Origin of the sequence: Cryobacterium sp. M15 (assembly GCF_002929675.1) — a bacterium.
Classification (GTDB): Bacteria; Actinomycetota; Actinomycetes; order Actinomycetales; family Microbacteriaceae; genus Cryobacterium; species Cryobacterium lyxosi.
This window is the reverse complement of the sequence record NZ_PJJW01000032.1, coordinates 125,363-146,584: the sequence shown is the minus strand read 5'-3', so window position 1 is coordinate 146,584 and position 21,222 is coordinate 125,363. Positions and strand designations below refer to the sequence as shown.

Genomic DNA, 21,222 nt, shown 5'->3' with positions numbered 1-21,222 from the left:
ATTTGATCACCTTCCATAGTGGTTGGTGGCCCTATTTTCAGTTGGCGATTCTGGCCCTATTTTCAGTTGGCGTTAACAATCCGCACTCGCCCTGGCAACGCGGCACGAACGAGAACACCAACGGCCTGCTGCGTCAGTACTTCCCCAAAGGCACCGATTTGAACGCGCACAGCGCCCAACGCCTCCTCGAAGTCGCCACCGAACCTAACGAACGGCCCCGTAAAACCCTCAACCGGAGCACCCCAGCCGACCTGCTCAGCAGGCTAACCTCGAAGAAAGAAATAACCCCTGTTGCTTCCACCATTTGAAACCGCCCATGGGTTATGAGGCGCTTAGGTTATGAGACACGCGACGGTGCTCTGTCCAAAGCGAAGGCAACAATGTTTAGGACCCCTGGACGAAGACGCTCCTCCGGCACACCGACGGCAAGACACATGTTGATGAAATGATCGTCGTCCGCCTGGCGCATAAATTCGAGAACGGCGCTGAGCTCAATCTCAACGGATGGAAAGTCGAGTGATGACTCGGGATTCGGGTCCTCGCGATGCGACTGTCCATGTAAGAACTTGACGACTCTCTTACTCAAGGTGGGGTCAATGTCACTTCCTCTCACGATCGAATCGATGTGAGTCTGAAAATCCTGGGCATGCGGTGCTCGGAATGTGATGAATCCCTCGACGAGTCGTCGAGCTGCGTTTCCCAAGAGGGGCAACTCGTCATCTGCTTCAAACGCTACTGCGTTGGCAATTTTTGAAAAGAGATAGTGATACTCACTCGGGTGCCGTAAGAGCTTCTGTGAAAGCGGTCGCAACTGACTTACCCTGCCGCCATCGGGAGCTACCCGGGCGACCATCTCAAGGATGGACACAGCGGGAAAAGCACGCTCCTCCGCATTGCCTTCCGTGATCCTCGTCTGAGACTTGTCGAGAGCGTTCTTCCTCTGACGAACTTGAAGGCGGAAGTATTCGTAGTCGTGAGTCAGAAAGATCGTCTGCAGTATTTTTTTGGTTTTGGTCTCGGCGAGGGCGAACGCCGCGAAGAGGGACTCCCTATCCATGCTCGTCACAGGGTCATCCACGACCACCAGGGTTCTTGCCGGGTCCTTCCCCTCGGCTCCGAGGCTCTCGAGAAAGTATGAGAAAGCGATAGCGTTCCTTTCACCCTCGTTAAGGGAAGTGGCTACGTCGCCATTTCTCGCTATTTGATAGCCCTTCCCATCTTCGGACACGGAAACGGAGAGGTGATCATGGCCGAAATGATCACGTAAGTCTGAGTCGATCCGCGTCGCCCTGATCCCGGTGTCTTGCTGCGACTTTTCAAGTGCGTCCATCTCGTGCCTGACACTGCCGAGACGACGCTCAATCGTCACCAGACACCGCTCGGCTGTTCGAACCATCGACTTGGCCAAGTCATATGCCTCGTAATGAATAGCTGCAACGTGTTCTTCTACGACAACTTGCGCCGATCGCTTTCGCGCGGCGTGGTCCTGGCAGGCAGTGTTATTGCGTGTGATTGCCCCGGCGAGTCCCTGCTGGTCCATGGACGCACCGAACCTGACGCTTGCACGGTGTTTATCCAGAGGGGCCAAGGGGTCGGCCAATCTCTCGCGAAGTAGATCGCCAACGCTGGATCGCTTTTCCTTGAAAATTGCGTGGGAGGTTGCCAGCTCTTGTAAAGCGGACGCGTAACTAGAGCGGTGGTCTAGAAGCAGTTCCGACGGGTCACGTAGGCTCGCGGACCACGCCTCCAATGCTGCGATCTCGTCATCGACGCTTTCAACGAGCGTTTGGATGTCACGACGAAGTTCGTTGAGGGCAACATTGAAGTGGCGACGGTACGTCGCCAGAACGTCTTCGGTCAGGATGCCGCTTCGACAGAACAGACCCGTTTCACCAGCAGAATGAAGAGCGAGCCCAGCTTCTGTCCACGTCCCGCGGGGCTTGTTCGAACGAAGATCGGACACCGGCACAGACTCGACTGCACGAATTAGCGCCGAGCCCGCACGTTCAGCAAGTGAAGCATCTACAAGCGGGAGATCTTGCGGCATCGCAACGGGAGGACACTCCGTTGCGCAGACGAGCGATACCTGCTGAGCCAGGGCTTCATCCTGGAGCTGTTCAGCCTCTCGCTGATTCGCAAACAGTCGCCGGACACGATCAAAGCGGTAAGTTGCTGTTCCATATTGCCCTGGATCGCCCGGGCTTAGGTGCGCAATCACCTCGGTTTTGACCGAATTTTCAGCGTTGGTCACCGCGGACGCCGCATTTCTGATGGCGGCAACTGCGTGGTCTTTCCACCTGACCAACCGGGCTTCGACCTCGCGTAGAAGAGCAATCTGAGCAGCCGCCTCGACATTCACTTTTCCGAGCTTAAGGATCGGCTCCGAAATGCCGCTTCCGTCTAGAAAGAGCGCCAGGGACTCTGCCACGTAAAAGCGGTTATAAACCATGACTTCCATAGGGAAAGACGAGTCGGCCAAAAGCTGTTTACGGTTACCTCCGTCAACTCGAAGAGCCGCGGTGACGGCCGCACCTTCGGCTCGCGACGATACGGCGTCGATCCTCAGCAGTTCACTCAGAGACGTCTTGCCCGCGCCGTTTCGCCCATAGACCACAGTCCGTTTGCCGAGTACGCACGCGGCGTCTCCCTCGCCAAAAGGCTGCGTGTGAAGGCCCCGGAAGGGAACATCGGTGGAGATCGTTCGCAACATACTTGCCCCATGCTCTTTTAGTTCGAGGTTAGACGTCCGCAGCCTCTGCCCGTACACCCCAATCCTGAGGCCACTAGCGCCTCGAATCCATCGTGAGCGTCTCGTAACCCTAGCGATATAAGACGTCTCACCGCCGCGACCTGAGCTTCCTCAGAATCGCCGGAATCTTGCGATGCGCCGATTCTCATAACTGCGTCGCATAACCGCATGCTTGAACTGTGAGACTCGCCATTGATTACGAGACACCCTGGGAGCAGAAATGACGAAACTGATCGGTTATGCATGAGTGTCCACGTGACAGCAGTCCACCGACCGGCAACAGATCGACATCCTCGCCGCTGGCGTCCGGCGTGACGACCTTTACGTCGACCACGGCATCTCCGGTGTTCGAGCGTCACGGCCCCGGTTCGACCGTGCGCTCGACGCACTCCAAAACGGCTACACCCTCGTTATCACGACCCTGGACCGGCTGGGCCGATCGACACAGAACATGCTCGCGTTCGTCGAGGAACTCTACGGCCGCGGATCTGGCCTCCGCGTACTCAACCTGGGCGGCGGCGACGTCGACACAGCGACACCAGTGGGTCCATGCTGTTCACGATCATGGCGGCACTCGGACAGATGGAACACGAAATCAAACGAGAACGTGTGATCGACTCCATCACGAAGCGCCGCAACGCCGGCAAGGATCTCGGTGGGAGGCCGCAGCTCATCACTGACAGCCGAATCCGCAATGCCCGCCGCCTCATAGAAGGTGGAAAGACAGCAGCGCAAGTCGCGCGCGATCTCGGAATGTTCCGAGCGACCTCGCGCGCCCTGAGATAACGCTGAGCATTCGAGTGACGAAGTCCGGATAAATAGCGACGTCACACAGAGATACCGCGGGTCGACACGGAGCAGGGTGGGGCAAGACCCTGTGCGGCGAGGAGCGGCAGAGGGTATGCGCAAGCAGCGGAAAAAGTCGGCAACCACCACTGTCAGGAAACTAGATTTGCGGATACTCTTCGCCGCAGGCGTGCGTGCGAGTAAGGCCAATGCATTTGGCTGAAGGCTACGTATCAACGCTGTCGCATTAATAGTCGGGATCGTCCCGATGGGCGAGGACACATAGGAGTGAAACGTGAAGAAGAACATCAAACTGGTACTCGGAGCGAGTGCAGCCGCGCTAATCGCCGTGTCGCTGGGCGCCACCTCGGCATCAGCGCATGTCCCGACATCGGTGCGCGGTAACGCCGTGCTGACCGCCCACCTCACGGAGCTTAATGACTCGGGAGCGTCGGGCAAGGCCATCGCCGTCGTTCGCGGCGAGACGATCAGGGCGATCGCGATCCGCGCGAAGGGTTTGTCCCCCGATGCTCCGCACGCCCAGCACATCCACTTCGGAGAGGATGCCATGAACGAGTGCCCCACGCTGGCGATGGACACCAACATGGACGGACGAATCAACACCGTCGAGGGCACTCCGGCCTACGGCCCCATTGTGGTGTCCCTGACCACCAGCGGAGACACCACACCGGCCAGTGCCCTGGACGTTACCCGGTTCCCCGTCTCGGAGAACGGCACCTATAAGTACCTCCGGACCAACATCGGCTTCACGGACGTGCCCGGAACCGGCTACCAAGGAGGCGACGGCACCGCTGCGGACATCGCCGAGGCCATCCGCGACGGTCAAGGCGTCGTCGTGATCCACGGAAACGACTATGACGGCAACGGAACGTACAACCTCAGCGATCCCGAGGGTGCGAGCGAGCTCGACCCCACCCTCCCCGCCGAAGTAACCGACCCGGTCGCCTGCGGAGTGCTGCACTAGCTGCAAGCGTCCGGCCAAGGCTGAGGTCCGGGCCCGTGCGAGCGCGCACAGTGCCGTACGGTCCTGGACCTCACCCTTCGTACAGGACGCCAAGATCCCGGGGCCTGCTCGGGCGCGCTCAAGAGGGTAGCGGTGTAAACCGCTTGGTTCACCGCGGTGAGAGAACCGACGTCCGAATCGCACGCGCTGACGTTCGCTCCATGCCGCGCCAATCATGACGACGCCTACTTCCCAGACCGCACCACTACACAAGCCCCCGAAGACGCCTTCAACTGAGCTGCCGCGGGCATTTCGGACAGCGGTTCGCCCTCCACTCGGCAGCTTGGGAAAACATTCTTTTAGAGATCTGGGACAGTTCGGTTCTTAGCGGACACTTCTTAGTGTGATGCAAAATTCCGAGAACACCGAAGCCACGCTATGGGAGCGTGCACGCCACGATGATGGTGTGGCGTTCAGCCTCCTATTCGATCTCCACCAGGCTCGTATTTACCACCGTGCGCTCGCTTTGATGGCGAACACGCACGACGCAGAAGACGTCGCGGCGGCCGCCTTCTTTGAGCTGTGGCGCAAGCGTCGAATGGTGCGACCGGTTCACGGATCGGTGCTCCCGTGGCTACTTGTCACGACCGTCAATCTCTCGCGCAATTCCCAGCGGGCACGGACGCGATACGAGCGCGTACTCCGGACTTTACCGAGAGCCCAAACGATGGCACCGCCGGATGCCGCGGCACTTGAAACGAAGCAACGACTCACCGAATCTCTCGCACACCTGTCTGCGGTCGATGGTGCACTTTTCATTCTCACCACGCTTGAGGATCTGCCGTTGGCCGAAGCCGCCGAGGTCGTCGGACTTAAGGCCTCCACTGCACGGATGCGTCTTCACCGCGCTCGGGAGCGAATCCGCGTCGACCTCCATGACCTCCGCCCGACGATCCAATCTGCTGTAGAAGGGAACTGCTGATGAGCACGACCGAGATGAACACCAACTTCGCTCAAGGGGTACGAGCAGAACTCGCCGCGATCGGCACCAAGGACAGCGGCTTGCAACGACACCAGCGGCGCGCGCGTCGTCTTGCCGTAGGGCTCGGCGCGCTAGCACTGGTCGGCGCCACAACCGGCGCCGCCGTCGTTGTCTACAACCTCCCCGGGACAACATCGGTCGCGCCCATCGGTAGTAGCGTCTCTACCACCACCACGGGCACCGCGAACATTGATCTCGGTCCCGTCCCGGCGAATGCCACCGTGGTCGTCATCGACCTGACGTGCATCAGCGATAACGGTCAACTGGCCCTGCTCACCGCACCCAGCACCGGCTCCACCGGACCTGACGGGCGCGGCATGAACTGCGCAGGAAACGACGGAGGAACAATCCGAGTTGACGACGGTCTGCTTCCACAGGCGGGCTCCACCACGGTCACGGTTACGGCCGATCCGCACACGACCTGGAAGGCCACGGCTCAATACGCGACGTCGACGATTACGGAATGGGGCGTGAACAGCGCTGGGCAGACCTTCGGGCTGCCCAATGTCCACGGCGTTCCCGACCTCACCCACGCCAAAGCCTCTAACGGGGAATGGGGTTATGTCTACATCCGCGAGCTCCAAGGGATGGAGGAGGAAGGCTTCATCAGCGTTTACAAAGCCGATGGCACCACGATCGTTGGCCAGCAGGCGTTCCACGTCAGCGCCAACATCCCCGTGGATGAAACCATCATCCCTCATCTCGTTCCCGGGGATGGCCTCAGCAAATGACGGAACCTAGACCCGACGCAATTGCTCTGAGCCACGGGTATTCGATTGACGTCACCTGGGTACTTGAAACCGTCATAAAAGACAGCAGCTCAACCGCACCGTGATCGACGGACAAAGCCATCCCGTAGAGGGTTCGGCTTGCGGGCAGCGGACGTTCGCACCCAATCTCGAGGCCAGATCATTGTCTATGCCGCGAAGTTCGGCTAACGGGTTTGATCGCCGGGATCACCGTCGGATTCGATTGGTTTGCCCGTGGGACGCGCGTAGTAGGCCCATGGAAACCACATTGTTCCTATTCGATGCCATCCTTCGCCCTCCATTGCGCGTCGGCTGGATGCGAATGCAACGACTCGGAGGTGTTCCCATTGCTCATCGGATTGGATGACGTCATGGAAGTACATTCCATAGCCAATGGAATGCCACCCCGTGCGTCCAACTGCGGCTAATTCGTCCATCTCGTCAAACGCAGTCAACGGAGAGATCCGGCGTATCTCGTCAGAGGAAGGACTGTCGATACCGTCAAGGACCCGCCCGAATCTTTGCTGGGCCGCTTGGCGGCTCATGCCAAGTTGCTGCCCGATGCGCTCCCAGCTCAGGCCCGCTTGACGAGCGGATGTGACGGCGAGTTGCAACAGCTGAGCTATTTCCTCAGCGCTCCGGGCTGTCAGGTCGATGAGGTCAAGGTATGAGTTGGGGTCGTGTTCAAGGCGTCCTGCCAGGGACGGGTCAACTGCTGCAATTGCGTCTGATAGAGCGTGGCGAAGAGTGTTGTCGGCCCACTCCGGTGATGGACTCACGAGATGCGGGAAGGCTTGGGGCGTGCAATAACGAGTGCAATGGACATCCCAGTTGCGACAAGCAGAAATACAGCAAGGACAATTAAGGCGATCTTGATCGCAAGGGAAGCAATGAGCAGCGTAGAAAGAGCGATGCCGACGGAAGCAAGCGCGAGGAATGTGGATGTCATTGCTGCCCGCGATTTCGAGACGGAAGTGTTTTGGTTCATATGTCAATTATAGCTTGACACGCCATCTTGTCAACTTTGAATTGACATTTAGTATGTCTCGGCTGCAATCTGTGCGCTTTCCATCGCCGTTCGGAATTTAGCCTTGACCCGATGACCCGTAGAGGGTTCGGCTTCCGGGCACCGAACGTCGGAGTTGAGCGCTGGAATCAGACCGCTTTTCCCAGGAAGTGTCTTGTCACCAGCGTGCATCAAAACTCATGGGATTCGGGCCAGATACGCTACAAGACACCCTCCGTGATCAGCTCGCGGACGACCGTCACTAGGCTGGCGGATATGAGCGAGTGGCAGGGAATCGGCGGCGTTGCTACAGTAAGCGACCGCACGACGTCGCCTGTTAAGAGCGGTGGCTTCGACTTGCTGACCCTCGGGTCAGCGCTTCTGACTTTCGTGCTGACCTTCATGCTCGTACGCCAGAGGTTTTCGGCAAGCTCAAGCGCGCAGCCGCCAACCCCGGATGTCGTGGACTATTGGGTGACTGCCGGCATCATGATCGCCATTCAGATCGGACTCCTTCTGAGGGCAATCTTGCGGCGTCGCGGCGGCCTTATGCTCATCGCGAGCATTGCCCTAATCCTGACGCTCGGAGTGGCGCTGTTTCTGTCGGTGCCGGAGATCGACTGGCGCCCCGATCCCCCAACGCCGACCATAAACCCAAACTATCGTCCCTGCTACAGCGGAAGCGGCGACTGCATCGGCGGCTGAGTCTAAATACGGGCGGGCGCCGGTCTCAACATACTTTTGCGAGTAATCACCGCAAGGTTCGTCATCGCGTCCTCCGCTCGAACAAACCGGCAGAGTTCCTCACAGATGCAATCGGTGATGTACGACAAACGGGAACCGCCCGAGAGCACTCGATCGCCTGGTCAAGTGTCCCATTCAGCGTTCCCCGGGAGTGCACACGCCTGATGTATCATCGTGGCCACAACCGGTGGCGGCCTCAACTGCGCCTCGTTCCTCTTGGTCAAGGCATGGCGTAGGCGGAGCCGGGCGGCACGTGCGGCATAGTGCTGGACATCACCGTACCGTCGGTCAACCAGGTTGCCGTCAGATCGAGAAGCACCGGCGGCCCGGTCTCGTCGACGCCGAGAGCGCCCAAAACCACGGTGTTGAGGCGCAGCCCCTCTTGGGCGATCACGCTGGCCCCCGCGCAGATACTGGACGCGGTCAGGTCGACGTGTTGGATAACGAGACAATACTGTCTGGTACCGCGTTGGGCCAGGTAAATTCCGTAGGTGCCCCGCTGCGGGAGTCCCGCCACCCGGACGGTGTTGTAGGCGGGTCCGAGGTCAGCCAGGTCGCCAGCAAGAGGGTCTGCCGGTTGGTCGAAGATCGCGGTGACTGCCCTGATAGCGGCCGCGTCCGGCAGTGGGGCGGGTGAGCTCTGCCCTGACGTTGGGGCGGGAGCCACGGCGGCATTCGCGAAAGTCGCCGTGAAGCTGTGCTGCAGCGCCTGGGCGCCTAAAGTTCCCAGTACCCCGACGGTGATCCCGACGGCCAACACAATTGTGTGCCAACGCACTCGGGACGTTGGCCGAGAGCTATGGATCCCCGCAGCAGCGGATGAGTCAGTCGGTGCGGGGGGGGGCGAGGGTAAACTCACTCCGGCGGCGAGGTCCTCGTCGACCGGTACCGCAGCATCCGTCGACCGAGCCAGACCGCGACCGAACCGCGTCACCAGGTGATCGACGGCTGCCGCGCGGGCGGCGAGATTTAGCGTGAGCTGCCGCAGCCGGTGCTCACTTGCAGTGGCACGCACGATCAATCCCGCCTCTATGCGTTCGACCTGCGGCTCCGGTACTGCGGCCCGCGAGAAGACCGCGGCCTGCAGCTCGACGAGGTACACGGCCGGGTCCGTACGGCCGATAGGTGTCGGCCGCAACGGATGCGCCGCCCACCAGAGAGCGTCCAAAACGTCCTGGGTATCCCGGCTGGAGCCGTTTAGGTCGGCAAATTCTTGGTCGAGTGCCGCGTGAAGGGCATCGTCGCGTTCAGCGGCCGCACGCAATTGGAGCGCAAGATTGTCCATACGCCCCGTCAAATTGTCATCCTCACCCTACCGCGGCTCGACCGGCCTACCTGATGGGTTTGGTCGGCTTGGCGAAGTTGTCTCCGCCGTACTTGGTGTTAGCGACGCTCATCACATCGGGCCACATGCGGTGCCGGGCGGTGGCGGCCTGAAGTCCTGAGAAGAACGTGTTGCGCTGGCTGCGGGCGATACCGCTCACATTGACCACCCCGGCGACGGTAGCGACCTTGGTACTGGCACCGGTCATCCAGGTATCTTTGCTTGCGTCGGTGGTTCCGGTCTTGCCGATCATCGGCACCTTCGGAAACGTTGACCTGTTCGACGCGGTGGCGGTACCCCCGGTCATTACGCGCTGCATGGCATAGATCATGCCAGCGACAACCTCGGGCTCGACGGACTGCGTCACCTTAGATGCCGGAATCGGCAGTTCGACGCCGTCGGAGCCGATGATCTTGTCGATGGCCACGGCACTGTGGGTCTCGCCGTTGTTGGCGATGCCAGCGAAGGCGACGGCCATGCTCAACGGGGCAATCTCGTTGGTACCGAGCACGGAGCTGGCGCCTTGCTGCAGGGCGTTGCCATCGGCCCGGTGAATACCGAAAGCCTCGGCGGTCTTGCGGATGCCGCAGAGGTCGAGTTTCTTGGCCATGCCGATGAAGCCGGTGTTGATGGAGCCGAGGGTTGACTGGAGGGCGCTGTAGTTGGTGCCGGACTCATTCGCGTCATTGCGCGGGTTGAAGGGTGGCGTGTCGTAGTCCCAGTTTTGCCTGCCGAGGCAGCTGTCCTGAAAGTTGCCCCAGTTCGCCTTGCGGCGGGAGTCGACGCGCTCGTTGAGCGAGTGGCCCTCTTCCAACCACTCGGCGAGGGTGAAGACCTTATACGTCGATCCGGGCTGAAACCCGAGGGAGCCACCGTAGTTCTGATCAGTGTTGTAGTTGATGCCCGTGTACTTGGTACCAGACGAGGCCAGCAGGGGGTCCTGGCTGTATTCCTTGTTCTGGGCCATGGTCAGCACGCGCCCGGTGCCGACCTCAACACTCGTGACGACTGCTCCCACATCCCAGCCGGCGTAGGTCTGCGGCACGTTCTCGGCCAGCGTTTTGACGGCAGCATCCTGCAGCTCGAGGTCGATACTGGTGTACACGTCATAGCCGCCCTGGCGAAACGCGGCGAGGCGGGTCTCGGCATCCTCTCCGAAGATCTCATTGTTGAGCAAAACCTTGGTCACGTAGTCGCAGAAATACGCGTTCGCGCCGGCCGTCTGGCATCCAGTACTCGGCGCGGTGATGGTCGGTTCGATGACCGAGGCGACGGCGGCGTCGTGCTCCTCCTGGCTGATGTTCTTGTACTCAAGCATCTCGCCGAGGATGTAGTCGCGGCGCTCTTTGTTGGCCGCATAACCGTTGGCCGTCCCGTTAGTCTCACTGTCGGGGCGGTCCAGCTGGTACGCCACCGGGTTGTTCACGGTAGCGACCAAGCTCGCGGCCTGCGGCAGGGTGAGGTTCGCCGCGGTGGTGTTGAAGTAATAGTTGGCGGCGGATTCGATGCCGTAGACGGTGCCTCCGTAGCCGGCAATGTTCAGATAGCCGCGCAAGATCTCGTCCTTGTCGTAGTTCTTCTCGACACCGATCGCGAGGCGCATCTCCTTGAGCTTGCGGTCAACGGTCTCGGTGATCGCGGCCTCATAACAAACGTCCGCCTCGGTTTCATCGGAGAGCTCTTCGCAATTCTGCACCAACACGTTCTTCACGTACTGCTGGGTGATCGACGAGCCGCCGCCGCCACTGCCCAGGCCCGGGGCAAGCAGGCCAATCGCGGCGCGGGAGCTGCCCTGCAAGTCGATGCCGCCGTGCTCGTAGAAACGCGGGTCTTCACCCGAGATCGCGGCGTTTTTGGCGTAGTCGCTGATCTGGTCAAATGCGACCTCCACGCGGTTCTGCTGGTAGAACGACGCCAGCAGCACCCGGCTGCCCACCGGGTCTTCGCGGTTGGTCGAGGCCCAGATGTTGCTCTTTTGCGATAGCTGATCGATCGAGAGGTACTCCGGCAGCGTCTCGAAAACGTTGATGGTGTTCGTTACAGCTATGCCGGAAACGGCGACGGCCGGGGTGAGCGCAGCGGCAACGAGCACGCCGGCGACGACGCTCAGGCCGATGAAGCCAGCGAGTCCCCCCAGGGCACCGATCGTTTTTCGTTGTTTAGTAGACACTGTGGCGAGACTATCGGGTACAACAGCAACGCTAGAAAACATTCCCTGTGCTCGCGAATGTGAAGCATAAGCAACTGCGCAGGACCACGTCGAGGCCCCATCGAGCTGACAGTAAAATCTGGCAAGGACCGCAAAAACCATGCATACCGCGGAGCGAGACTTTTGCTTGTCGTGAGCCGAGTCCTCCTGTGCTGTTTCATTCACGGTGATCCGGACCGATATCTCCGGATCACCAGCGGGCCCGTCCCGTTCAGCAGCTTCGGTAGCGGACATTTCCAACTCTACTTATACGCCAGTCTGGTCATTTCAGGCAGCCTTCTTATTACGACCGTCTTGGTCACCAAGAGACGCCGACGTGTCCTGCAACCGCCTCCGCGCTAACGGTCGCAGTTTCGGCCGCGCCTACAACAGCACGACACGAAATGAACTAACCAAAATCAGCCACGGTCCGGCGGCCATCAGCGAAAGGCCCGAAGTTCGAGTGTCCCGTATGGCGTTGCCTTATGAAACATTGAGCGAGCTGCCCCTGACTCTGAGCCTGGTCCCCGATCTGCGTTGATCAAGGTTCGGCGAATTCCAGCGGTCGTCGCGACGAAGGGATGAATTCGTCGAACGTGGAATGGGACGCGAGGAGACTCTATTGACCGCGATCGAGGCCACCTCTTCGGTCCCAAATACCTTTCCCAAATGCGAACCCACGCGGGGCTATTGCGGATGGCCGTAGCTGTGTGTTGTCCGCCGCAATTCTTGGCGTGGGGTTTCGGCCGCCTCGTCCTCCCGCTCGACCTTGTCGGTCACACGCGTCAGCGGCTGCGGCCCGACAGGCTGCGGATAGCCCATGCGATGACTGCGATGACCAGGAGGACGGCGCCTACCCAGAGCAGGAACTGCAAGGCCTGAACGAAACCACCGACCAGCAGCAAGAAAATGGCGACGATGACGAAAATATTCATTTAATGCTCCCTTAGCGTGGTGAGAAACAGCGACGCTACCGGGGTCTGCGGCAATAAATGCTTCGCCGAATTTAGCCAGAGAACGATGCGAAAGTCAAAATGCCCTGGCGTCAGGTCATCGCAACTAGTCATCAGCCGCCGGACCTTCGAGGCGGGAGAGTAGGGCTGCGAGCGCTCGGGCGATATCCATCGCGATGGATATCGCGGCGCCCATCGACGTCGCCGGAGTGGAGTCCTCTATGTTGTCAAGCTCGGCCATGAGGGACGCAAGCGCATCCGCGGCAGCGGAGTGCGCCGTCAGATCCGTATTTCCTGAATCCCAATCACGCAGCGCCGCAGCCATCGCGTCAAGCGCCAGGCTCACCGACGGGCGCAAGTCCTCTCTCAGTTGTACCTTGATCGGGGTGCCCCACACTGCCCCGGCCAGTACCTCCGTGAGATCCCTCACATGAAAGGCGATGGTTTCGAGCGCAGCAAGGTCCTCGTAGTCGGCGCTCAGGTCTCGGTGGCGGTGGATTCGAGCCCGCGGATTGACTTTGCGGCTTTCGTCGGCCTGCTGCAGCGCAGTTCGCAGCCCGCTGGAAAGTTTGATGAGCGAGTCTTTGCGCGACGCCCAGCCATCCCGCTCCGGTGGCCAGTTCTCGGCCAGGGCTTCGGCGACCTCGGATAGGTGATCGGCCAGCGCCGAGCGATAGTTCGAGAGGTTCTGGCCCACGGCATTGAGGTTCAGCGCGGGAAAGACCAACATGTTGATCAGAAGCCCGATGACGATGCCGAGGCTGATTTGCACGGCATAGCCGATGGAGTAAGAGTCGGCATCGGGCCCACCCACGATCAGCACGAACAAGACCGTCACGGGTATGTATTCGCGGTTGTTGCCGAACCACCCTGTCGCGGCGATCAGCGCGCCGATGCCGACGGCGACCGAAATCGTCACCACGTTCGGCTGGCTGAAGACGAGCACAGCCGCGGCGAGCACAATTCCGACTGCGAGACTGCCGAGGGTCTGCAGAGCATTCCGAACCGAACCCATGAGCGTGGGATACATGCTCACGAGGGCGCCGAGAGGTGCGTAGTAGGGGTAGTTGTCGGCTACCCCGGGCAAGTACGGAGCGATTGACCATGAAATGCCGACGGCTACTGCGGCCTTGCCGGCCTGCAGCATGCGCGACCTGGTTATCTGCGATTTCAGCTGCCACGCCGTGTGTATAACTGGTGCCAGCGTGGTGCCTGTCATTGTTGTTCCATTCGATCACCGTGCCCACCGGGTGTTCGTTGCTTCGTTACCGTACCGACCGAACCGGGGAATTTCCAGGCAGTGCACTTCGATCGAGTTGCCCGGTCATCGTTCGGATTACGGGCGCCATGTTTGTCGGAGTTCGGATTCGATCTACCTTTCATGGACGCGATGAACGCTTGAATGCCTGAGCACGCCCGCGTCGATCGTAATCCGCTGTCATTCCCCAGAACGAAAGCGGCACGAAACCAGGTACGGTTCAGTATTCGGCGTCAGGTGTGGTGTTTGAGCTGTTATGGCTTTTTTTGTTATTTTTGCGCGGGGCTGGTCAGTGTGGGGTAGTCGGTGTAGCCTGCCGCGGCCCCACCGTAAAAAGTGCTTGGGTCCGCATCGTTGAGTGGCGCGTTGTGGCGTAGGCGTTCAATAAAGTCCGGGTTTGCTAGGGCCCAACGCCCGACGGGGACAATGTCAGCTGTGCCTGTCTCAACATCATCGCTGAGAGAGTCGAGGTCCCGACCGGGACGGTGGACAAGCAAGGCGCTACTCCACGTGTGTCGAATATCGCGCAGCAGTTCTTCGTCCCCGATCTGCACAAGATGCAGGTATGCCAGGCCCAAGGGTTCAAGCGTGGCGACAAGGTGATGATATTGCTCCGCGACGGTGTTCCCTTCGTCGATGCCGCCGGTGGCCTGCCCGGGTGAGAATCGGATACCGACGCGGTCAGCGCCGATCTCTTCGGCCACGGCAGCGGCGACCTCAATGACGAAACGCGACCGGTTTTCGGTGGAGCCTCCGTACTGGTCGCTTCGGTGGTTGGCGTTTGGTGACAGGAATTGGTGCAGCAGGTATCCATTGGCGCCATGTAGCTCGATACCATCTGCACCGGCTTCGATAGCATTTTTGGCCGCGTGCCGGAAGTCGCTGATGGTCGTTGCGATGTCGTCGCTGGTCATTTCGCGCGGTGGGGGTGAGAGTTGCATTCCGGCGGCTGTGAATATTTCGGAGCCTGGGGCGATTGCCGATGGGGCTAGGGCGGGCCGGTGGTGGGGGGTGTTGTCGGGGTGTGCGTTGCGGCCGACGTGCATTAACTGCAGGAACATGTGAGCTCCGGCTTCATGCACAGCATCGGTGATTAGGCGCCATGCCGCCACGTGTTCGGGTCGATAGATGCCCGGGGTCAATAGGTACCCCTGACCGTCGTCCGAGGGCTGAGTGCCTTCAGTGATGAGTAAGCCCATCGAGGCTCGCTGGGTGTAGTACTCAGCCATGAGCGGGGTCGGGCTTCCGTCGGCTAACGCGCGACTGCGCGTCATCGGTGCCATTGCAAGACGGTGGGGCAAGATGATTCGGCCGACGGAGACTTCGTTCCAGAGGGTGGGCACGGGCAGGCCTTTCGATGCGGGAGTGAGAGAACGCGGGACCAGCAAGGAGGGCGTACGACGAGGGGGCGTACGGTTTTGCCGAGCCGTCAGTGACACCCAGCGAGTTTGAACGGTACGTTCAGCAACAACGACCGTCGCGGTCCCTAAAACCGACCCTTAGTTCCGTTGCCGAATTAGTAACAATTGGCAAAGGTCGCGGGTTGAGCCGGACGCAGTGCCACTTTCGGTGCGGTTATTGACCGTCCAGATCGGTTGGGCCATCTTCCGAATTGGGTGCGTGTTCCTCGTACTCGGGAGTCGCTTCGAGGGGTTCTGAACCCTCGGGTCCGGCGTAATGACCAGTCGGTTTTACTGGTTCGCCTCCGACCGCATCGTTGGTGACAAGTTCGTTCTTATCGAACGGTTCATCCGGATATTCGAATCCAGGGATATTTTTATCTGAGTTCATCTTTTCCACCGTAGTCGAGGTTGTGAGGCAAGTTTCGGAAATGAAGCATCACAACCGCAGGTGCGTGCTTCCTACGCCACAAAGCGGATTTGTGGACCGGTTGTCTCGCGAATTCACGCCATGCATGGCATTAGATGGCTTTTGTCACGGCGAACGACATCGGCTTGGGAAGCTGCTTGGGGACACCTGTTACCACCGGGGATACCGCAGGCGCAGAGTCCCACGCCGATCCGGATGCGATGTTGGTTGTCATGCTTCGATTTGGTGGAGGTTCGTGGAACCGGCGCTAAGGAACGGAGTGATATCGATCGACTCAGTGTCGCCAAGGTCGATGTCACCGGGGTCGACAGGTCGAATGGTGCCTTCGGTTGCCGGTTGCCGGTTGCGGTACGGAAGAATCAATCATCATGTTTTTCTCCTGGACTTCGGGGACGGTTGTCATCGCCGAGGTCTGGAGCAACGTGTAGCGAGTTTACATCGGCGAGAGCTGGAGCCGGAGTCTGAGCCCGAGTCCGAGTCCGAATGTGAATCCGAATGTGAGGGTTTGGGCGCAGTCCTAAAAAAGACTTCACTTTTGCGACTAGATGAGTAATTCCTATTAACTTGACCTGTGGGTCGGCATCCAAATTCGGTCGGAGGGCCGAGCGCTCGTTTGCACTGCTGAGGTTTCGAGCATGGGTAGTTTTAGGCTGTCTGCCAGCTTTTTTCTCATCCGGGTTGACCTTCGGTCAACTCTCGGTAGGGTGAAAAGGGAGTCAGCAACTGGCCCATCCGTTGAATTAGCACTTGGAGATCATCGTGCCCAACGCTATCGAGGCCGTCGATGTGAACGTTCCCGTCACCGTCGCCTATAACCGATGGACAAAATTCGAGGAGTTTCCGAAGTTCCTGAGCTTCGTGGAATCCATCACACAGGTGAACGACACCCTCACCGAGTGGAAGGTAAAAATTGGCGGTGTGGAGCGTGAGTTCGAGGCTCAGGTAACCGAGCAGCATCCGGACGAACGTGTCGCCTGGAACAGTACCGGCGGCCAGGTTGACCACGGGGGAGTGGTCACGTTCCATAAATTAGCGAAGAACGAAACGCGTGTGACAGTGCAACTCGACTGGGAGGCCACCGGGCTGATGGAGAAAGCCGGCGCCGCTCTCGGCGTCGATAATCATGCCATCAAGAAAGACTTGGCGAACTTCAAGGAGTTCATCGAGGCAAAGGGAACCGACGATGGCGGATGGCGCGGAGATGTGCAGGCCTGACGTGCAGGCTTGACGCTGCCGTCGGATCCACATGAGAGTTTTGATGGTCCGGACGCCGCACGGCGTCGTCCGGCGGGCAGGGTGCCTATTTTGTTGTCCAAAACATCCCCGCGCGGCTACATTTTTTGCACTCCAAGAGCGAAACTTGCAATTTCGCGGGAAGCGGTGACCCAATCCGATTTAGCCGACCGTTCCCACTGCGGGCGGCATGTCGAGGAGTGGCCAGCGTGTGCTGTGCGGAGTTGGTCTTGGTGGCCTTTCGCTCAGTGGGGTACTTGACCGTATCTGCGGGGCACAGGTAGGTTAGAAATGTTGCTCTAGACCTCGGCGGCGGTAATTCACCGACTGGAGAAAACATGAAATTCCTGCCGATCATCGTTGGCGTGATCGCAGCAGTGCTGCTGCTAATCGGTCACCTGGTGCAATCTTTAAGCGTCCTAAGCTACATCGGCACATTGCTGCTAATCGTGCTCGTCATCATTTTGGCCAGAGGTCTCACAGACCGGTCGAGCGCGTGAATATGCGCGACTATGTGCGCTGTCGACATCGAAGAACAGTCGTAGCCGCCAGAGTGAGCGGGCTCGAAGCTGCGGGGATCTGCCACAACGCCCATGGGAGTGATGGATGGTAGCGCCATCAGCTCGTCGCTCGCCAGATCTCACCACTGATTCGGCGTTCGCTCAGGGTCGGGCGGAAACTTTTCGATATCACGAAGACCTTTACGAGTCGACTCCTCTCGGGGCCGCCAATTCTTGGCTGTTAGAGCCAGATCAATTGGTCCTGAAGGCTCTAACGCTCTGTGGCGGAGCCAACCCAATTCAGGCATTCGATTTAGGCGCCGGTGTCGGCCGTCACACAATTCCCATGGCTAAGGGCCTGGCTGCCGGGTCAAAGGTGACCGCTGTCGATGTGATCCCGTCAGCGATAGCTCACCTGAAAGCCAATTGTGCTGCGGCAGGTGTCTCGGACATGGTGACACCGGTCGTTGGTGATCTGGAGAAGTTCACCTTCGACACCAGCATGGCGGCGGGTCTCATCGTCGGTTTCTCTGCGGTGGAACACGTGGGCAGCATTACGGCCATGCGCGGTCTACTCTACCAGTGTGCTGCGGCCACGGCACCCGGCGGTCTCGTAGCCCTGGGTATTTTTGCGGACCGGATTGAGGAACTTGCCGATGGAACTATTCGACCAGCGCTGGTGGAGTTCGAGCTCAACTCCACGACGGTGCACTCCCTGCTTGATGAAGTCTTTTCGTCGTGGATCGTCGAATATGCCCACACTGGTGCAGAACACGTGCCCGAGGAACGCGATGGAATTCCATACAAGTTGGAATCGACACTTATCCAGTTCATCGGCCGACGACCCCGCTAATTTCGTATAACCCAAGTGTCAGAAGGGCTGCTCAGAAGTTGCAGCGGGCGGTGGATTGTCGCTGTTGCGCTGTTGCGCTGTTGCGCTGTTGCGCTGTTGCGCTGTTGCGCTGTTGCGCTGTTGCGCTGTTGCAGTTATCCCTCTGCCGTTCACTCGGAATTTGTCAAGGTGCCTGGGGCCAGCGTGAGTTTGGGCAGCTAGTTTCTGGTCGGTTTCTTCCTCTGTTTTCTCGGCTTCAATATTTCCCCCAAAAAAAAGGCGACCTGTATACGACAGCTCAAAAGCCACCTCACCTCAGATCGGAACAGCTACACGCCCTAATCAGGGTCTGCAGATTCCCTAGAGAATGTGTCTTTTTGCTGGCAGACAGGTCGTTTTCCAGTCAACCCCAAAGACCTGATCCACATTGCGACGGACCACATGCTTCCCAATCCGATTTCAACAGCCACCCGAAGTGCCTTTCCGCTTACGGGCGGCCGATCCGCGCGAAAACTGGTCTAGAGCGCACTCTCGCGATGGCGGGAAATACCGTCCGCTGAAGGTTCCCCTGCGACACAGCGTCGGCGAACTCGGCCGCCGGGTGGTTTAGCCCCAGATCTGTCGCGCTCGACGTCCGGCTTACGGGCGGTGAAGAGAAAGCAATTCTGCGACGGGTAGACGTCCAGAAGCGAGCGAGCGCACGCCCGTCATTGGGGCTCCCGGATAACCGATCGAGATGGCGTGGTGCGGTAGCCATCCAGTTTCTACTTGAAGCAATTGAGCTGCCTGCTCCACGTTGTCCGTTGGATAAATTGTCGCGAGGCAACTTCCGAGCCCCAAGGCAGTCGCGCCGAGAATGACCGTCTGGCTGACCTTTCCGAGATCGAATTGGGTGTCCTGAAAGCCACTGTCCGCGGAGAGAAGGACGAGGGCGCACGGCGCGGACGCGATGTGTTGCGCGTAAGCCCCGAGTGCACTGAGCATTTCAAGGTGTGCTTTGTCACGGACTGCGATGAAACGCCACGGCTGCCGGTTGCGAGCCGAACCAGTCCACCGCGCTGTTTCAACAATCTGCTCCAGCATCTCGGTGGACACCGCGCGATCGGTAAACGACCGAACGGCCGGGCGTGCGGTGAGGCTTCGAATCAATTCCAGTGCTTCCATCCACTCAGCTTCCCAGCCCAGCGGATGAACACTGCGCACCATCAGGGCGATGATAATCGTCAATAGGCCCTGCGCTCAGAGCGAATCCGACGTCGATTCGTCTCGGTCGTGCGATTAACTGTCGCTATGACGCGCACACTTATTCTCGGAGGAACCGCCTGGCTTGGTCGAGAGATAGCCGAGCAATTGGCCGTTCAAGGCCACGACGTGACGTGCCTTGCGCGCGGTGAATCTGGAGCAGTCCCCCGAGGCGTGACATTTGTCCGTTCCGACCGGCGATTACCCGGGGCTTACGACCTCGTCGCTGGTGAAGCATGGGACGAAATCATCGAGCTGAGCTATGACGAGGATCTTGTCGCCGGAGCGCTTGAGGATTTGGCCGGCAGTACTGCGCACTGGACCCTAGTCTCGTCCGTGTCCGTGTATGCGAGCAACGCTGAACCGGGTGCCGATGAGGACGCCTTCCTCGTAGAGCCATCCAATGTCGACGATTACGCGCACGCGAAAGTCGCCGCGGAACGCACGACGGCTGCGGCGGTGGGTGAACGTCTACTCATTGCGAGACCGGGTCTTATCGTGGGGCCAGGCGACCTGAGCGACCGGTTCAGCTATTGGGTATCCAAGCTCGCCCTTGCTCCGGGGGAAGCCGTCCTCGTGCCGAATGCCAAGAATCGTTATGTGCAGTTCATTGACGTTCGAGACCTGGCCGGATGGCTCATCAGTGCTGGACAGCGCGGCCTGACCGGCGTTTACAACGCCGTCGGAAGCGAACATGAACTCGCTACTGTTCTGGTGGCCGCCGCCCGGGTTGCAGGCCATACTGGCGAACTCGTCTCCGCCGAGGATGATTGGCTGACCGCGCACAACGTGAACTACTGGGCTGGCCCTCGTTCCCTCCCGCTATGGCTCCTTCGCAGCGACTCCGCCTTCGCCCGGCGCAGCCGCAGCCGCTTCCTCGCAGCGGGCGGAACTGAGCGAAACTTGCAGCAGACGCTCGAGGACGTGCTGGCGGACGAACGTACCCGTGGACTCGACCGGAAACGACGATCAGGCCTCACTCAGGACGAGCAGCGCCTTCTCCTCGCCGAAATCAGCGCGTAGAAACCTTGCGACGCAGAACTATTCAATCGTGCCCCGGACTCCACGGTTGCGAATCCCGCAGGGGGTTTCCTGAGTATTTGAGGGTTTGGGGGCCGTTGAATATTGCCTTTGGGGGCCCTTGCTCGGCAACGTCCACGGCTCATAAGTCCGTCGAGTCACGTCGATATTGCGATGACGATACGGCGGAGTTATGGGGAAAATTGGCGGCGTGCTGGCCTGTGCTAGAAACCTGACCGTACTTGTAGCCCTTTTCGCGCTCACGGGGTGCACAGCCTCGGTTCCAACCACTGGTGATGCGGCATCTGGAACCTCGACGCCGCAAGTGACTGACTCCCCCGTCGAAATCGACTGTGACACGATCCTCCTCCCGGCCGCGTATGAGGATTTCGAGGCGCGGGGAATGCAGCCCGTCGCATTCAGTAGCTGGAACGACAACATCAATTCATAAGCGACAACGACGGTCTCGTCTGCGAACAGGGTGTCCCCAACAGCGGCCAGGTGGCCGTTTTCGCCACACTCTAGATAACACGTGAACAATGGGACGCCAAGAAGATAGACCTGATCAATCTCGGAGCGTCCGAAACCAACGCCCCCATCAGTGGCTATCTCCAGGAACCTGAAGTAAATATCGACGTTTCACGCGGTGGCTATGTTTTTCGGGATGGACTGCCGTACTACGTCAGCAGCGACCACCTCGCGCAATGGATTCCGTAGCCGCCGGATTGATCCAGATCGAAGGCTCCTCGGCTGGGGCTTCTAAAACGGGACTGCCCCGATTTCAGTTGACTCATAGGGTTAG

General features: G+C 59.5%; 20 protein-coding genes and 1 pseudogene. 10 read left to right on the top strand and 11 right to left on the bottom strand.

The genetic code is table 11. The features are described 5' to 3' along the window. The coding region (locus CXY83_RS04930) for a transposase (RefSeq protein ID WP_369831123.1) at window positions 1–308 on the top strand (308 nt) is incomplete at its 5' end. A gap of 29 nt (window positions 309–337) precedes the next feature. Here CXY83_RS04930 and CXY83_RS04925 read toward each other — a convergent pair. After that, a complete protein-coding gene (locus CXY83_RS04925; protein WP_146069856.1) occupies window positions 338–2,710 on the bottom strand; it encodes an AAA family ATPase in 2,373 nt (790 codons plus the stop codon). Window positions 2,711–2,996: 286 nt separating this feature from the next. Here CXY83_RS04925 and CXY83_RS04920 point away from each other — a divergent pair. From CXY83_RS04920 to CXY83_RS04905, 4 genes and pseudogenes are all read left to right on the top strand, one after another. Further along, window positions 2,997–3,535: pseudogene (locus tag CXY83_RS04920) on the top strand (recombinase family protein). 295 nt (window positions 3,536–3,830) lie between these two features. Continuing rightward, window positions 3,831–4,520: a hypothetical protein gene (locus CXY83_RS04915; protein WP_104196265.1), complete on the top strand. Its 690-nt coding sequence runs from the start codon at window positions 3,831–3,833 to the stop codon at window positions 4,518–4,520. Window positions 4,521–4,905: 385 nt separating this feature from the next. Next, entirely contained in the window at window positions 4,906–5,481 is a 576-nt protein-coding gene (locus CXY83_RS04910; RefSeq protein ID WP_104196264.1) for an RNA polymerase sigma factor, read from the top strand. Further along, window positions 5,481–6,272 carry a hypothetical protein gene (locus tag CXY83_RS04905; RefSeq protein WP_104196263.1) on the top strand — a complete coding sequence of 264 codons (792 nt, stop codon included), beginning with the start codon at window positions 5,481–5,483 and terminating at the stop codon, window positions 6,270–6,272. The genes CXY83_RS04910 and CXY83_RS04905 overlap by 1 nt, the downstream gene beginning before the upstream one ends. A gap of 793 nt (window positions 6,273–7,065) precedes the next feature. Here CXY83_RS04905 and CXY83_RS17340 read toward each other — a convergent pair. Further along, window positions 7,066–7,278 (bottom strand): hypothetical protein, encoded by a 213-nt coding sequence (locus CXY83_RS17340; RefSeq protein WP_146069854.1) that lies wholly within the window; start codon window positions 7,276–7,278, stop codon window positions 7,066–7,068. A 294-nt stretch (window positions 7,279–7,572) separates the two neighbouring features. Here CXY83_RS17340 and CXY83_RS04895 point away from each other — a divergent pair, with 294 nt between their 5' ends. Further along, on the top strand, window positions 7,573–8,001 hold the full coding sequence (locus tag CXY83_RS04895; RefSeq protein ID WP_104196261.1) for a DUF6234 family protein: 429 nt from the start codon (window positions 7,573–7,575) through the stop codon (window positions 7,999–8,001). Between the two features lie 259 nt (window positions 8,002–8,260). Here the strand turns inward: CXY83_RS04895 and CXY83_RS04890 are convergent, their stop codons facing one another. From CXY83_RS04890 to CXY83_RS18325, 7 genes are all read right to left on the bottom strand, one after another. Next, entirely contained in the window at window positions 8,261–9,325 is a 1,065-nt protein-coding gene (locus CXY83_RS04890; RefSeq protein ID WP_104196260.1) for a hypothetical protein, read from the bottom strand. A gap of 46 nt (window positions 9,326–9,371) precedes the next feature. Then, window positions 9,372–11,534, bottom strand: coding sequence for a transglycosylase domain-containing protein (locus CXY83_RS04885; RefSeq protein WP_158251836.1), 2,163 nt, complete (start codon window positions 11,532–11,534; stop codon window positions 9,372–9,374). An 803-nt stretch (window positions 11,535–12,337) separates the two neighbouring features. Next, entirely contained in the window at window positions 12,338–12,487 is a 150-nt protein-coding gene (locus tag CXY83_RS17805) for a hypothetical protein (protein ID WP_199184889.1), read from the bottom strand. Between the two features lie 124 nt (window positions 12,488–12,611). Further along, window positions 12,612–13,724 (bottom strand): aromatic acid exporter family protein, encoded by a 1,113-nt coding sequence (locus tag CXY83_RS04880; protein WP_104196258.1) that lies wholly within the window; start codon window positions 13,722–13,724, stop codon window positions 12,612–12,614. Window positions 13,725–14,032: 308 nt separating this feature from the next. Further along, on the bottom strand, window positions 14,033–15,106 hold the full coding sequence (locus CXY83_RS04875; RefSeq protein ID WP_104196257.1) for an alkene reductase: 1,074 nt from the start codon (window positions 15,104–15,106) through the stop codon (window positions 14,033–14,035). A gap of 232 nt (window positions 15,107–15,338) precedes the next feature. Further along, window positions 15,339–15,563, bottom strand: coding sequence for a hypothetical protein (locus tag CXY83_RS04870; protein WP_146069853.1), 225 nt, complete (start codon window positions 15,561–15,563; stop codon window positions 15,339–15,341). Window positions 15,564–15,684: 121 nt separating this feature from the next. Continuing rightward, window positions 15,685–15,807, bottom strand: a complete 123-nt coding sequence (locus tag CXY83_RS18325; RefSeq protein WP_255408727.1) for a hypothetical protein — start codon at window positions 15,805–15,807, stop codon at window positions 15,685–15,687. 545 nt (window positions 15,808–16,352) lie between these two features. On the opposite strand from CXY83_RS18325, the gene CXY83_RS04865 reads away from it, so the two are divergent. The 3 genes from CXY83_RS04865 (at window position 16,353) to CXY83_RS04860 (ending at window position 18,179) form a co-directional block, all read left to right on the top strand. Further along, window positions 16,353–16,808, top strand: a complete 456-nt coding sequence (locus CXY83_RS04865) for an SRPBCC family protein (protein ID WP_104196285.1) — start codon at window positions 16,353–16,355, stop codon at window positions 16,806–16,808. A gap of 356 nt (window positions 16,809–17,164) precedes the next feature. Continuing rightward, window positions 17,165–17,326 (top strand): hypothetical protein, encoded by a 162-nt coding sequence (locus CXY83_RS17610; RefSeq protein WP_158251835.1) that lies wholly within the window; start codon window positions 17,165–17,167, stop codon window positions 17,324–17,326. A gap of 106 nt (window positions 17,327–17,432) precedes the next feature. After that, complete coding sequence (locus CXY83_RS04860; protein WP_104196255.1) at window positions 17,433–18,179, top strand: cyclopropane-fatty-acyl-phospholipid synthase family protein; 747 nt, start codon at window positions 17,433–17,435, stop codon at window positions 18,177–18,179. 18 nt (window positions 18,180–18,197) lie between these two features. Here the strand turns inward: CXY83_RS04860 and CXY83_RS17335 are convergent, their stop codons facing one another. Continuing rightward, window positions 18,198–18,467 (bottom strand): hypothetical protein, encoded by a 270-nt coding sequence (locus CXY83_RS17335; RefSeq protein WP_146069852.1) that lies wholly within the window; start codon window positions 18,465–18,467, stop codon window positions 18,198–18,200. Window positions 18,468–18,797: 330 nt separating this feature from the next. After that, window positions 18,798–19,385 carry a nitroreductase family protein gene (locus tag CXY83_RS04855; RefSeq protein WP_104196254.1) on the bottom strand — a complete coding sequence of 196 codons (588 nt, stop codon included), beginning with the start codon at window positions 19,383–19,385 and terminating at the stop codon, window positions 18,798–18,800. A 63-nt stretch (window positions 19,386–19,448) separates the two neighbouring features. On the opposite strand from CXY83_RS04855, the gene CXY83_RS04850 reads away from it, so the two are divergent. Then, a complete protein-coding gene (locus CXY83_RS04850; protein WP_104196253.1) occupies window positions 19,449–20,423 on the top strand; it encodes an NAD-dependent epimerase/dehydratase family protein in 975 nt (324 codons plus the stop codon). Window positions 20,424–21,222 lie beyond the last annotated feature (799 nt).